Source organism: Micropruina sp. (genome assembly GCF_047602085.1).
Taxonomy (GTDB): Bacteria; Actinomycetota; Actinomycetes; order Propionibacteriales; family Propionibacteriaceae; genus Micropruina.
In genome coordinates this window covers 430,652-444,477 of sequence record NZ_JASGID010000002.1, presented here as the reverse complement: position 1 = coordinate 444,477, position 13,826 = coordinate 430,652, and the positions used below count along the sequence as shown (strand labels likewise).

The window sequence follows — 13,826 nt, the reverse complement described above, 5'->3', positions numbered from 1 at the left end:
ACCTAGGCCGCGGAGGATTCGCCTAGAGGCCTATGGCGCTCGCTTGGAAAGCGGGTTGGGTTCACACCCTCACGAGTTCGAATCTCGTATCCTCCGCCACTGCGGTTCCCGCTCCGACTAGGGCGGGAATCGCTGCTCCCGCCGTGAGCATCGGGGCTGCTTGCGTGTCTGTGCGCTAAATGTGCGCTATCTTCTCGGGGCTCATCCACCCGGAGCTCAGCGAGGCCGGCGATACTAGGACGAGGTCAGCTCAGGGTCGGAGATGTCCTGGCTGCTCTGGGTATAGGACATGGGCGCGTCCATGATCTCGAGGACACGCGGCGCAACCCAGAACTCCCTGCCCCCCCTGCCGCGCGTGCCGATGCTCTGGAGCCATCCCCGGGCCTCAGCTGCGTGGATGAGCGTTCGGGCGCCTTGGTTGGTCAGGCCGGTCGCGGCTTGGACGGACTTCACCGCGACCACTGGCGTCCGAGTGATCAGCTCCACTAAGGCCGGCAGGCTTGAGCGCGTCTGAATGGCCTCAGAGAGGTAGGACTCGCGGATGGCGACCAGAGCGCGTGAGCGTTCGACTGCATCGTTGGCCTGCGACTTCACAGCTTCGAGGAAGAACAGGAACCAACCTTCGATGTCGCCTGCTTCGCGGACGGCCTGTAGACGGTCGTAGTACGTCTGGCGATAGCTCTCGAAGTAGCTGGACAGATACAGCAGTGGCATGGGGAGCCGGCCGCGCGCCATGAGGAGCAGATTGATCAGGAGCCTCCCGATGCGTCCGTTGCCGTCCAGGAAGGGATGGATGGTCTCGAACTGGTAGTGCATCAGCGCGGCCTGGATGAGCGCAGGGAGGTGCTTGCCGTCCTCGTTGACGAAGTACTCCCAGTCGCGCATCAGGTCGGGCAGGTGTTCAGGGAGGGGCGGAACGAATGCTGCACTCTCCGGTGTCGCGCCGGCGCGTCCGACCCATACCGGGCTGGTTCGCATCTCGCCGGGGTTCTTCTCCTCGCCTCGGACGCCCCGCAAGAGAACCTCGTGCACCTGCAGTACGAGCCGTTGGGTGATGGGAAGCGACTTGGCCAGCTCATAGGCGAGTCCGGTCGCCTCCAGGTATCGACGGACCTCCTCGGTGTCGTCATCTCCGGTGGTCGAGTCAACCTCGGACTGGAAGACCGCCGACAGCGATGCCTGGGTGCCCTCGATGCGGGAGCTGGCCAGTGCCTCGCGGCGGAGGTAAGGACCGATGAGCAGGCTCGGATCAGTGATGACCATGCCGAGGCCTTGGAGGTGACCCAATGCCGCGTCGGCGTCGGACATCGCCGCGACGACCTCGGCGCTCAGCGGAAGTTGGCGTGGGATGGGCTTCGGGAGGTAGTACGTGAAGGCCCACCTCTTGCCGGGCTCTCGCATCGCGTGGCCGAAGGCGCTGTCGACGAACCTGCTGGCGTCCATCCCTGAACCCTACAACTGAACCACCCACCAACTTGGAAGTTGAGCGATAACTTCCAAGTCTTCAGGGTGTTCAGTTGGAAGTTCGATCGGTGTGTCCAAGTGCACTTGCAACGTCGGTTCCAGCTTCCAGGAACCACGTCGCCAGGTTCGGAAGCGATGCGCATGACCCATCGTCTAGCGGAATCAGGCCCGGCGACGCCGCGTGAACGCGTTGCCGATCGGGATGGCACGGAACAGGCGCTCGGCGTCCGCCCTGCGCACCTGGGCGCTTGCGCCAAAGACCACGAACTATGCGGGCTCTTCCCAGATGAGGGTGTAGTCAGCGTCGGGTGACGGTTCGGGTGTGTCGGTGGGCGGGTGTGGGTCGAGGTCACCGACGCGCCGAAAGGCAAGACAACCTCGGGTACACCCTCAACTGGGAAGAGCCACTTTAGCGGCGACGTCCTTGCAGAAACCGTCGGTGACGTGCTGGTAGATCAGCGTCATTGTGCCGGTGGACCAGCCCATGATGTCGATCACCGCGCGCTCGGAGACTCCGAGCAGGAGCAGCGTGGTTGCTGCGGTGTGGCGGGCGTAGTGGAGGCGCGCGTCACGGACACCGGCGGTGGCGATGAGGGCCTTCCAGCGGGACTGGCCAAACCGGCCTGTGCCAGCCGCAGGTCGATCGCTCCACCACTGCTTGCGTCCGATCCGCTGGGCGACAAGGTCGGGATGCTCAGCCACCTTGGTGGCGTAGCTGACCACACCAGGCACGAGGACCATGTCGTCGGGGATGCCGAGATCGCGCCAGACGGCCCATTCGTGCTCGTGGCGGACGTTGCCAGTGCACGGCCCGGACCGGTAGCCGGCTGCGCCCGCTTTCGGCCGTTCCGCGACTTGAAGGGTGCGCTGGCCGTGCGCCTAGGGCCGGTAGCCTTCGGGTCGCGTCCACCGCGACGGCGGACGTTCGAGACACCGGGGATCGGTTCCCGGCTCGAGTAGGGAAACGTGGTGAGATTCCACACTGTGCCGCAACTGTGATGCGCTCGTCGTAGCGATGAGTCAGGCCGCCTGCTGTCTCGGTCATCCTCGAGCAAGGAGCTCTGGCCGATCAGCCGTCACCTGGCGCACCCGGCTGCCGACTGCCCTTGCCCGACCTCGCGAAGGGGCCGCCGTGGCAGCGCTCAATGTCCTTCCCACACCCAACTGCATCTATGTCGGCCAGCTCGCCGCCCCTGCGGACGCGGGTGTCAGCGTCGGTAGCTGGGTATCCCAGATCGTTGCGCTGTGCGAACCCTCGAGGGTGCGGTGGTGTGAGGAGACCTTCACTGCGGACGGCGCCCACGCCTCGGCGCAACCATCCCCACCACCTCGTCTCCGACAGCAAACCCGCTGCGCAGGATCTCCCGCGATGTCGGCGGCGACGGGCCCGACGGGCCGCCTGGAGGTCCAGCCATGAAGCAACAGGGTTCGCGCGCTGGCCAGGAGGCCACTCTGGCCGAGCAGTCGAACGCGGTGTGCCGGATGGGTTCGATGATGCTCACCGCCGGCACCGGCTCGTACCGGGTCAAGGCGGCGATGGGACGCGTTGCCCAGGCGCTGGGGATCGAGCAGCTCGAGGCGCAGGTCAGCCTCAATGAGATCGTCGCGACCACTCGGGTCGACGGCACCTTCCGGACCCAGGTCGTCGAGGTGCCGGTACCGGTCGTCAACGCTGACCGGATCGCAGCACTGATGCGGGTATCGTTGCGCGCAACCACCGGACTGAGCGCAGCGAAGCTGCAGCGCCAACTGGACCAGGTGGAGGCGAAGGCCCAGCACCACCCCCATTGGGTGATCGTCGCCGGCGCCTCAGTGGCCTGCGCGGCCTTCGCATTCCTGAACAACGGACGCTGGCAGGAATGTCTCGCCGCGGGCATCGCTGCCGGTTGCGGGAAGCTCTTCCAGCTACTCCTGAGGCGGTTCCGGCTCAACCAACTCGGAACGGTCGCGATGGCCTCGACCCTCGCCTGCACGATCTACATGGTCTTCGCGCAGGTTCTGCAGTGGGCGCTGCCGCAGGTCGTCCAGCCACTCCACGCGGCTGCGTTCACCTCGGCAATCCTGTTCTTGATTCCCGGCTTCCCGCTGCTCACTGCCGCCCTGGATCTGGCCCGGTTCGACTTCATCTCGGGGATGTCGCGGCTGCTGTACGCGAGCATGATCACCCTCGCGGCAGCGCTCGGCGCCTGGCTCGTCGCGTGGGCTTTCGGGCTGAGCCCGGGGGAGATCCCGGCTCTCGAGTTGCCCGCCGGTGTGCTGCTCGGGTTGCGCGTCCTGGCCAGTCTCGCCGGCGTCTTCGGGTTCGCACTCACCTTCAACACGCCGCTGCGCCCCGCGCTCGCGGCATCCCTGATCGGCGTGGCCGCGAATGTTCCACGGCTTGCCGCGGTGGACGCCGGAGGCAACCCGCTCCTGTGCGCCATGGCCGCGACGACCCTGGTCGGGCTGCTCGCCGGCATCGCCTCCCAGCGCCTGCCGGCGCCGCGGATCATCCTCTCAGTGCCCGCAGTACTGATCATGATCCCCGGAGTGAGCACCTACCGGGCTCTGGTTGCGATGATCAACCGGGATCCGCTGCAAGCGCTCTCCAACGGTTCGGCGGCCCTCGGCATCGTGGTAGCCCTCTCCGCAGGTCTTGCGGTCGCGCGGATGGTCGCCGACCCCGCCTGGATACAGCCCAACCCGAGTTGGACGCAGATGCCCCTCACCCACGCCCAGCAGGTCCTGCGCAGGCGTGCCGCTGGCGTGGACGGCGAGCCCGACGGACCTCCGCCCAACTCGACCGGCGGTGGGGATTCGTCCCAGGGCCGTGCCTGAGGGCGACCGCCTCGCGAACCAGCCTCGACGCCGCCCGGCACCTCAGCCAGTTCGTCCACGGGCTCACACCGGCGTCAGTTCCCGGCATGCCCGCACGGCGGGCATCGACGCGAGGTGACGCTGAACTCGGTTATGCCCAAGGGCAGTCTCGGCGAATGGCGGACATCCGCCACTAGATTTGAGCCCGACATCAGCGATGCGCGGAGGGTCGGGTGCCTGGCTTCATGCTGAACTGGACGTGGTGGACGTCCGCCCTATTCATAGTCGACATGATCGTGCGCATCGCGGCCGTCATCGTGATTCCCCGCAACCGGCTGCCCACCGCGGGCATGGCGTGGCTGCTGGCGGTGTTCTTCGTGCCCGAGATCGGGCTGCCTCTGTTTCTGCTGATCGGCAACCCGAAACTGTCACGCCAACGCCGTCTCAAACAACAAGCGATCAACGGTCAGATCCGCGAACTCAGCCAGGGCGTCGAATTCGGCACCCCACGCGCCGACCCACCGCCCTGGTTCGGCTCGTTGGTCGAGCTCAACCGCACCCTGGGTGCCATGCCGCTGACCGGCGACAACGCCGCGAAGCTGTACCCCGACTACCTCGACAGCATCGCCGCGATGACGCAGGCCGTCCGCGACGCGCAGCGCTACGTGCACGTGGAGTTCTACATTCTGCAGGCCGACGCCACCACCGAGCCATTCTTCGAAGCCCTCGAGGCAGCGATCGCCCGTGGCGTTGCGGTGCGGGTGCTGATGGACCATTGGGCCAATCACAGCAAGCCGTTCTACCGGCAGACCCGCGAACGACTGGACGCCATGGGCGCCAGTTGGCAGGTGATGCTGCCGGTCAAACCGCTGAGCGGCCACTACCAACGCCCCGACCTGCGCAATCATCGCAAGCTGCTGGTGGTCGACGGCGTGGTGGCCTTCACCGGCTCGCAGAACCTCACCGACGACACCTACAACCTACCGGCCAACCTTCGGCGCGGGCTGCACTGGATCGACCTGATGGTGCGGGTCGAGGGCCCGGTGGTCAGCAGCATCAACGCGGTGTTCCTGAGCGACTGGAACAGCGAGACCGATGAGGTGCTGAGCGGCGAGATCGACGTGCTCAGCACCCGAACCGGCCCCGGCGACCTCGACTGCCAGATCGTGCCGTCCGGGCCCGGCTTCGAGTCTCAGAACAACCTGCGGCTGTTCGTCGGTCTGCTGTACGCCGCGCAGGAGCAGATCATCATCGTGTCGCCCTACTTCGTCCCCAACGAGGCGCTGCTGCTCGCCATGACCACCGCCTGCCAACGCGGGTTGCGAGTCGAGCTGTTCGTGTCAGAAGAGGGCGACCAGGCGATGGTCTTTCACGCCCAGCGCAGCTACTACGAAGCGCTGCTGCGGGGCGGGGTGACGATCTGGCTGTACCGCAAGCCGTTCATTCTGCACACCAAGTGCATGACCATCGACGACGAGGTGGCGGTCATCGGTTCGAGCAATATGGACATGCGCTCGTTCGGCCTGAATCTCGAGATCTCGATGCTGGTGCGAGGCGATGAGTTCGTCACGCAGATGCGCGAGGTCGAGGCCCAATACCGAGCCGCCTCACGCGAGCTGACCCTGGACGAGTGGCTGCAGCAGCCGCTGCACTCCACCGTGCTCGACAACCTGGCCCGGCTCACCTCAGCGCTGCAGTGACCGCCTGTTCGGCGAGCTGCGGGCGGTGGAGGTCGACATTCAGGCCGCATCGACCATCGCGCTAGGCTGACAACGCTGCCCGAACGCCTCGCGCCGGGTTGCGAAGATCGTCAATGAAAGGTCCGAACGCATGCGGCGCGCCCACCGTTCCCTTCGGCAACGGCTCCGGCTCCGCGGCATCGCTGTCGGACGACGGCTTCCCCCGCCTGTGCGCAGAACACTGAGACAACTGGCGAACCGCCCGGTAGACCGGCCCCTGCGCGCCGTCCCCGCCGAGACCGTCGAATCTTTCGACGCCTGGGCGGTGCAGGCCGATCTCGCCACCACGATCGCCGATCTTCTCGAGCAGGCCGGGATCGAGTTCGTCCGGTTGACGCAATCCGGTAACCAATGGCTCGTCGTCAGCGCGGACGACCGGACCGACGCCATCCGCGTACTGCGCGATTCGCCCCGCACCCGACGCTGGGTCGCCGAGGGCGGGGGCTACCGTGGGCCACGGCTGCTGGGCTCGTTCAGCCCAGACACAAGGACGCACTCCATGCGCATCTACCGCTACCTGCGCTCGCCGTCAGGCGCCTACGTCGGCTCGAGGGAGAGCAGCACCTGGCTGCAGTTCTGGCAGCCGACGGCTCCGGAGACCGATCGCCCCGACGGTGGGGTGCACGCACCGAACACCCTGCGTGCCGTCTATCGCAACCGGGTCGCGTCCTACCTGGCACCGGCTGACTGGGCCCGGGCCCAGGCGCGCCCCGATCACCGGCTCGCCGCTCAGGACCGGCCCAACTTGCTGGAACTCAACGAACCGGTCGATGCGGTCTACACCTGGGTCGACGACACCGACCCCGACTGGCGCCGGCGGCGGGCCGAGGTCGCCCCGAGCGGCCAGGGGCTCGCCTCTGATGCCCTCGACGCAGCCCGCACCCGCGATCGGGACGAGTTTCGCCACTCGCTTCGCTCGCTGGCGATGTATGCCGGATGGATCCGCCGGATCTGGATAGTCACCGACGGCCAGGTGCCCGCCTGGCTCGATGTGGACCACCCGCGCATCAGCGTGGTGACCCATCGCGAGATCTTCACCGATCCTGGCGCGCTGCCGGTCTTCAACTCTCACGCCATCGAGTCGCAGTTGCACCACATCCCCGGCCTGGCCGAGCACTTCCTCTACCTGAACGACGACTTCTTCTTCGGCCGGCCGGTGCGACCCGAGCTGTTCTTTCACGGCAACGGACTGCCCAAAATGATGACCTCGACGGTCGCGATCGACCTCGATCTCGACACCGAGACCCGCAACGGGGCCATGCTGGCCGCCCGCCAGGGCAGGGCGTGGATCGAGCGCACCTACAACCGCACGATCACCCATCGCGTACAGCACGTGCCCCATGCCCATCGCAAGAGTGTGGTGTCAGAACTCGAGTCATTGATGCCCGACGATTTCAACCGCATCGCGCATTCCCGGTTTCGTCACCGCGACGATTTGTCGATCGCCTCCGAGCTGGCCCACTACTACGGCTACGCGACGCAACGCACGGTGACCGGCGGGCTGCGCTACCAGTACGTGGACGCCCAATCGTCGCTCGCGTCGGAGCAGATGCACGCGCTGCTCACCGAACGCGTCGTCGACTGCTTCTGCATCAACGATGTCGACGCCAGCCCCGGCAGTTGCCAGGACGACCGGGTGCCCCGCTTTCTCGCCGAGCGTTTTCCGCTGGCCAGCCCGTTCGAGCTGGCGTCATGAGCAGGTTTGACCAACGACTCCGCTCATGGGCGAAGACCACGTCCACGCGGGTCCGGCGCGCCCAGCGCCGGAGCAGTCACTGGGTGCGGGATCGCCTTCCCGACCACCTGCGACGCCCCTACGAGATCGTCGACACCTTCGATGCCCACGCCTACCTCGCCGGCCTGGTCGACGACGTGTCCGCCGTTTTGAAACGCCACGGGGTCGAACACCTGATTCTCGACCAGCGCATGCTCCCCCAGCCGCGCGTCGCCATTCGCCGCCACGACGCGGCCGAAGCAATGCGGGCCCTGGCCGCAGACGAGACCACCCGGCGTTGGTGGGCCGCACGCACCGAGCTGGGCATCGTCGGCGTCCCGATACCGCTCGACTGGTGGGCGGTGCCCCGCGTCGGCGTCTCGGCGATCTTGCTGGGCCGCAATCTGGTCACCCCCTCGGGCGCAGCACTGACCGACAGCGAAACCGGGATCTTGCTCGAGCTCTGGGCTTACGAACCCACGCCCACGCCGGCCAGCGGAGGCGGCATTCACGAGGCCGGCACGGTACACGCCCCCGGCCACAACGGTGTACTCGACTACGCGGGGCCCACGCTGTGGGAGCAGGTTCAGCGCAACGGTCACCGCCTGCCGCAGCAGCCGCACCACCTGCTGCAACTCGCCGAACCGGTCGACCTCGTCTACACCTGGGTCGACGGGAACGACCCGGGCTGGTTGCGGCGCAAGGCGGCAGCCCTCGGCACCCACGACCCCACGGGGGTGAGCATCGATGCCGAGATCGCCGCACGATTCGAGAACCGCGACGAACTTCGCTACTCGCTGCGTTCGGTGCAGATGTTCGCCAACTGGGCCCGCCGCATCTGGATCGTGACCGACCAGCAGGTTCCGGCCTGGCTGCGCGCCGACGAGCGCCTGCGAGTCGTCGACCATCGCGAAATCTTCGCCGACCCGTCCGTGCTGCCGGTGTACAACTCGCATGCGATCGAATCGCAGTTGCACCACATTCCCGGGCTCGCCGAGCATTACCTGTACCTCAACGACGACATGCTCTTCGGCGCACGCGTGCAGCCAGAGGATTTTTTTCACGGCAACGGAATCAGCAAATTCTTCACCTCGCCCGCGCTGCTCGACATCGGCGGTCACCACCCGAGCGACCTCGCGGTGGCTGCGGCGGCGAAGAACAACCGCGACCTGATCGAGGCCGAGTTCGGGCGCACGATCGTCCACAAGCTGCGGCACACCCCCCAGCCGCAGGTGCGCTCGGTGATCGAAGGCTTCGAGGCCGCGCACCCCGACCTGTTCGACTCGGTGATGCGCTCGCGCCTGCGGAACGCGTCGAACTACTCGCTGACGAGTTCGCTGAGCCAGTACTACGCCTTCGCAATCAGCCGGGCCGTGCCGGGCCGGATCAACTACGGCTACGTCGACCTCGCGACCGATCGTCCAGAAACAACCCTGGAACGCTGGCTGGCTCGTCGCCGGCTGCTCACCTTCTGCATCAACGACTCCGGCAAGGACGACGACCCGGGCCGCACCCGCAAGCAGGCTGCCCTGCGGGATTTCTTCGAGGAATACTTTCCGCTGCCGAGCCGCTGGGAGATCGAGACCTGATCCGGCCCGTCACGTGCGCTGCGCGGCCGGGACGGTGCCATCGCACTCGACGAATCCGGGCTCCAAGCGGGCAGGATGGGCTCATCGGGTTCATGCCACCCCAGCTAGGAGGACCCTGTGCCGGCTGTCTCGGTCGTCGTCGCGGTACGCAACGGCGAACACCATCTTCGCCATGCACTGAACAGCATCTGTCACCAGACCCTGCCCGACCTAGAGATCATCGTCGTCGACGACGGGTCGAACGATGCCACGCCGGCGATCATCGATGAGTTCGTCACCGGCGATGATCGGGTGCGAACGATCGTGGGGCCGGCAACCGGCAGTGCGGGTTCGGCACGCAATGCGGGGCTGGCGATCGCGACCGGCGACTACCTGGCCTTTCTGGACGCCGACGACTTCTTCGCCCCCACGTTGCTCGCCCGGTTGCATACCCGCGCCGAGGCCGACCGGGCCGATGTCGCCGCCTGCGGATTCCGGGTGTTCGACGACGGTGACGACGAGCCCGTCGAGGTCAACTGGGGATTGCGTACCCGGTTGCTTCCGTCACGCACCCCGTTCGCCCCGCAGGCGCTCGGCGGCGCGCTGTTCTACGCGTTCGGCCCGGTGGCCTGGAACAAGCTGTTCCGGACCCGCTTCGTGCACCGCCACGGCCTGCGCTTTCAGGAGCTTCGCCGCACGAATGACCTGCACTTCACCTTCTCGGCCTTGGCGCTGGCCGAGAAGGTCACCTACGTCGACCGTCCGCTGGTGGACTACCGCACCGGCAATACCGCCAGCCTGCAGGGCAGCACCCACGAGTCGCCGCTGGAGTTCGCCGCAGCGCTGAGCGCACTGCACGAGACCCTGCGCGTTGCGGGGCTGGCAACGCAAATGGAGGCGGCGTTCGTCAACGAGGCCGTCGAGGTCAGCCTGGCCAACCTCACCCGAGCATCCACCTTTGCCGCCTACCAGAAGATCGACACAGCGCTGCGCGACCAACTGCTGCAGCGCTGGGGTGTGCTCGGCCGGGACCCGGAATATTTCGTGACCCCCGATCTAGCCCGGCGGCTGTCGGCCTACCTGACTGCGACCCCGGCCGAGTACCTGTTCGACCGGGCCGTCACAGCATCGGCCCAGGCGCGGTTTGCGCAGCGCGAGGCCCGCTCGGCGGCGCGTCGGCTGGCCGGCGCACCGGTTGCACCGCGCCCACTCCCTATCGATGTCGGGCCGGACCCAGGCAAGCCCGCACGCCCCGGCGACGTCGACGAGCCGGACGTGTCGGTGGTGGTTCCGGTTCACAACAGCGCGCCCTGGCTGCGTGACTGCCTGGCTGGAATCGCCCGGCAAACCGGCGTCCGGCTGCAGGTGATCTGCGTCGACGACGGCTCCACCGACTCATCGCCCGAGATACTCGACCGGGCCGCGGTGAACGACTCCCGCATATGCGTCGTTCACCAGGCCAACGGCGGGCTCTCCGCGGCCCGCAACCGTGGGCTGGCTGAGGCGACGGGGCGCTACGTGTGCTTTCTCGACAGCGACGACTACTGGGGGCTGGACGGGTTGGCTGACATCGTCCGGGCCGCCGACGACACCGCCTGCGACGTGGTGATGTTCGACGCCGACGTCATCGCCGAGCCGGGCATCGACGCCCGCACCCTGGCCGCCTACCCCCACGACTACTACCACCGCACGAGTGGTTACGGCGAGACCGTCGAGGGACCTGTGCTGATGGCGCACCTGAAGCAGGCGGGGGACTATCGGGTACAGGCCTGCCTGTACGTGATCCGCCGGGCCTTTCTTGAGCGACACCATCTCGGCTTCGTTCCCGGGCTGCCCCACGAAGACAATCTGTTCACCTTCGAGTTGCTGCTGCGGGCTCAACGCGCCACCCACCGCCAGGTGCGGCTGTACAACCGGCGGCTGCGCCCGGGCTCGCTGATCACCGCCGGCAGCCGAGCCGCCGCGGCACGCGGCTACTACGTCAGCTTCTACACGATGCTGCGGCTCACCGCGGGTATGCCGTTCGACGAAGAGACCGGGCGTCAGGTCGGCGCGACAGCGTTCAAGGCGTTCAAACAGGCCAAGAAGCATTTCGTCAGCCTCGAACCTGACATCGGCGACCGGCTCGCTGCGATCGACCACCGTCCCGATGCCCAGGCCGTGTTCCACATTCTTCGATTGGCCAGGAACGAGGCCCGTCAGGCCCGCAGGGACGCGCAGCGGCGGGCGGCACCGGCCCGGACGGCCCCGCCACCCCGGACCACCCCGCCACCCCAACCGCCGTCGCTGCTGCGCCGGGCCCGCCGTCTGGCCGGGCGCGGGTATCGCGCACTGCGCCGGCTGGCACTACCCCGTTGACCATGCCGATCGTGCCCCCGCGCCCGCCCGTGCGGTGGGAATGGACCAGGCCCACGCAACGGCATTGCCCGCGGTGGTGGTCGTCGGGCTTGCCGCCCTGGCCGTCGCCCTGGCCGCATTCGCCCTGCGCACCCCAGACGGACGACTGTACCTGCTGCTGCTGGTGACCGCCGTGGGGGTTCTGCTCGTGACGCCCTCGTGGTACCCCAACTACCCCGCATTCGCCGCCGGGCCGCTCGCGCTGTCGTTGGGCGCCGCACTGGGGGTGCTGACCACCAACCGCAGGGCAGGTGTGGCACGTGCGAGCGCCGGGGTGCTCGCCTTGCTGCTCACCGCCGGTACGGCCGGCCAACTGGCCTCAACCGACGGGTTCTCGTTTCCCAGGGCAGACCTGGCCCGGATTCTCTTCGCCCATCAGGGGTGTGTGACCACCGACCACCCCGTCTCGCTCATTGGCACCAACCGGCTGCGGGCCGATCTGCGCGACGGCTGTCGGCTGGTGGTCGACCTGAGCGGCTACATTCACGTGCTTCCCGGCAGTGACCAGCGCCGCGACAACCCGGCATTCCAAGAGCTCATGATGAGCTACGTCAGCAGCGGTCGAACCACCGTAGTGATGAGCGGCATGTGGCCCGACGACTTCAGCGAACCGAACCGCGCGATCGTGCGGGGCTGGCCCGTGGTCGGCTCGGCCGGACGCATCGACGTCCGCGAGCCGACGCCCTAACCGGGCTGGTTCACTGCGCGCGCTCCAGCAGCACCAGGTTCGTGCGGTAGCGGTCTTTCGCTTGTACCTGGTCGACTTGGCGAAAGCCTTCGATGGCGAACGCTGCCACCGCGTCGTCCACTCGCTCGGCCTGTGACCAGACCCACACCCGCTGCACGTCGCCGAGTCGGTCTGCGAGATTCGCCACCGGCACCGAGGGCGGGAACAGTTCGCGCGAACGCCATTGGTCGGTCAATGGTTCGCTCAGGTTCACCAGCCCACCCACCTGGTCGGGAAACGACCAGGCGAGGGCGTTCACGTCGTGGTCGACGATGTAGAGCCCGTCGCGGGGGTGGGCGAGGGCAGCCAGTTGCTCAGCCGCGGGCCAGGCGCTCAGCTTGGAGTCGATGTCGCGGCTGCGCTGGTAGCCGGGCAGGCTCAGCGCCACCACCACCGTCACCACGATCAGCCGGAGCCACAGGCCAGCGAGCCGGTCGACGAGCACGCCCAGAACCAGCGCGAGCGCAGGAATGCAGATCAGCAGGTACCGGCGGTGAAACAGCGGGGCGACCGGAAGCAAGGCCACGATCACGCCGAGCGGGAGGAGCAGCCAGCCCGCCACGTAGGCAAGAGCCGCGCGCCGCCACCCCCGCACCCAGGCATTCGCGATAACCGCCAGCGCCACCAGCAGCACGGCCGACCCGGCGTACTGCGCGGTGGTCATGGTGCCCCAGAAGACCCCCATGGTGAGGTCTGGGGCCGTGACCGGATAGCTGGCTAGCCAGCGGACCTGACTCGACTGGGAGGCCACGAGCGCAACGAAGGGCAGACATGCCAGGGCCGCGGCGGCACTGGCCACCGTTGCCCGCAAGCGGTGCCTGGCCTGCACCCACGGCAGGCACGCGGCGACCGCGGCGAGCACCAGCAGGTTGTAGACGAAGCCGTGAACGGCCAGCACGACCACGGCGCCGTAGCCGACCCAGCGGGCCCGGCTGTTGCCAGCGTGAGCCCACCAGAAGGCCAGTGCCACCGCGCAGCTCAGCGCAGCCGTCCAGGCATACGATCGCGCCTCGGTCGCCGCCCAGGTCAGCGGCGGCAGAACGCCGTAGACCAAGCCGGCCCCGAGCGCCGCGACCGGCCCGAATATGCGCACCGCCACCAGCATCACCAGCGCCACACCCACGGCCACGCCCAGGGCCGAGAACGCACGAAGACTGATCAGCGAGTCAGAAAACAGCGGCACCCAGCCCCGCAAGGCTAGGTAGTACAACCCGTGAACGGCATCGACCGAACCGAGCATCGAGAGCAACTCGGGCACGCTGCGCCGGGTCGACCACCAGGTCGCGGCCTCGTCCCGCCACGGCTGCGGCGTCTCAGCCCCGAACAGGTTCCAGGCGAAGGCGGCGGCGCCCAACACGACGACCAGAAGGTACCAACGCGCGCCCCGGGCCCAGCCCAGGTTTTGGGTGCCGCCTTCCACC

Annotated in this window: 9 protein-coding genes and 1 tRNA gene; 7 read left to right on the top strand and 3 right to left on the bottom strand. The window is 67.6% G+C overall.

Annotated elements, in window-relative coordinates:
* Nucleotides 1-11: 11 nt before the first annotated feature.
* Nucleotides 12-99: transfer RNA gene (locus tag QM721_RS02800), tRNA-Ser, on the top strand.
* Between the two features lie 135 nt (nucleotides 100-234).
* Here the strand turns inward: QM721_RS02800 and QM721_RS02795 are convergent.
* Both QM721_RS02795 and QM721_RS02790 read right to left on the bottom strand, forming a co-directional pair.
* The gene (locus QM721_RS02795; RefSeq protein ID WP_415118764.1) at nucleotides 235-1,443 is read right to left on the bottom strand and encodes a Fic family protein; all 1,209 of its coding nucleotides are present in this window, start codon (nucleotides 1,441-1,443) and stop codon (nucleotides 235-237) included.
* A 411-nt stretch (nucleotides 1,444-1,854) separates the two neighbouring features.
* Complete coding sequence (locus tag QM721_RS02790; RefSeq protein WP_415118762.1) at nucleotides 1,855-2,187, bottom strand: tyrosine-type recombinase/integrase; 333 nt, start codon at nucleotides 2,185-2,187, stop codon at nucleotides 1,855-1,857.
* 690 nt (nucleotides 2,188-2,877) lie between these two features.
* Here QM721_RS02790 and QM721_RS02785 point away from each other — a divergent pair.
* The 6 genes from QM721_RS02785 (at nucleotide 2,878) to QM721_RS02760 (ending at nucleotide 12,366) form a co-directional block, all read left to right on the top strand.
* Nucleotides 2,878-4,281 (top strand): threonine/serine ThrE exporter family protein, encoded by a 1,404-nt coding sequence (locus QM721_RS02785; RefSeq protein WP_415118760.1) that lies wholly within the window; start codon nucleotides 2,878-2,880, stop codon nucleotides 4,279-4,281.
* A 212-nt stretch (nucleotides 4,282-4,493) separates the two neighbouring features.
* Nucleotides 4,494-5,960: a cardiolipin synthase gene (gene cls / locus QM721_RS02780; RefSeq protein WP_415118758.1), complete on the top strand. Its 1,467-nt coding sequence runs from the start codon at nucleotides 4,494-4,496 to the stop codon at nucleotides 5,958-5,960.
* 304 nt (nucleotides 5,961-6,264) lie between these two features.
* Nucleotides 6,265-7,695 carry a stealth conserved region 3 domain-containing protein gene (locus QM721_RS02775; RefSeq protein WP_415118756.1) on the top strand — a complete coding sequence of 477 codons (1,431 nt, stop codon included), beginning with the start codon at nucleotides 6,265-6,267 and terminating at the stop codon, nucleotides 7,693-7,695.
* Nucleotides 7,692-9,302: a stealth family protein gene (locus tag QM721_RS02770; protein WP_415118754.1), complete on the top strand. Its 1,611-nt coding sequence runs from the start codon at nucleotides 7,692-7,694 to the stop codon at nucleotides 9,300-9,302. The genes QM721_RS02775 and QM721_RS02770 overlap by 4 nt, the downstream gene beginning before the upstream one ends.
* Nucleotides 9,303-9,419: 117 nt before the next feature.
* Nucleotides 9,420-11,639 carry a glycosyltransferase gene (locus QM721_RS02765; RefSeq protein WP_415118752.1) on the top strand — a complete coding sequence of 740 codons (2,220 nt, stop codon included), beginning with the start codon at nucleotides 9,420-9,422 and terminating at the stop codon, nucleotides 11,637-11,639.
* A gap of 40 nt (nucleotides 11,640-11,679) precedes the next feature.
* A complete protein-coding gene (locus tag QM721_RS02760) occupies nucleotides 11,680-12,366 on the top strand; it encodes a hypothetical protein (RefSeq protein ID WP_415118750.1) in 687 nt (228 codons plus the stop codon).
* Between the two features lie 10 nt (nucleotides 12,367-12,376).
* Here the strand turns inward: QM721_RS02760 and QM721_RS02755 are convergent, their stop codons facing one another.
* Nucleotides 12,377-13,825 (bottom strand): glycosyltransferase family 39 protein, encoded by a 1,449-nt coding sequence (locus tag QM721_RS02755; protein ID WP_415118748.1) that lies wholly within the window; start codon nucleotides 13,823-13,825, stop codon nucleotides 12,377-12,379.
* Nucleotide 13,826: the final 1 nt, after the last annotated feature.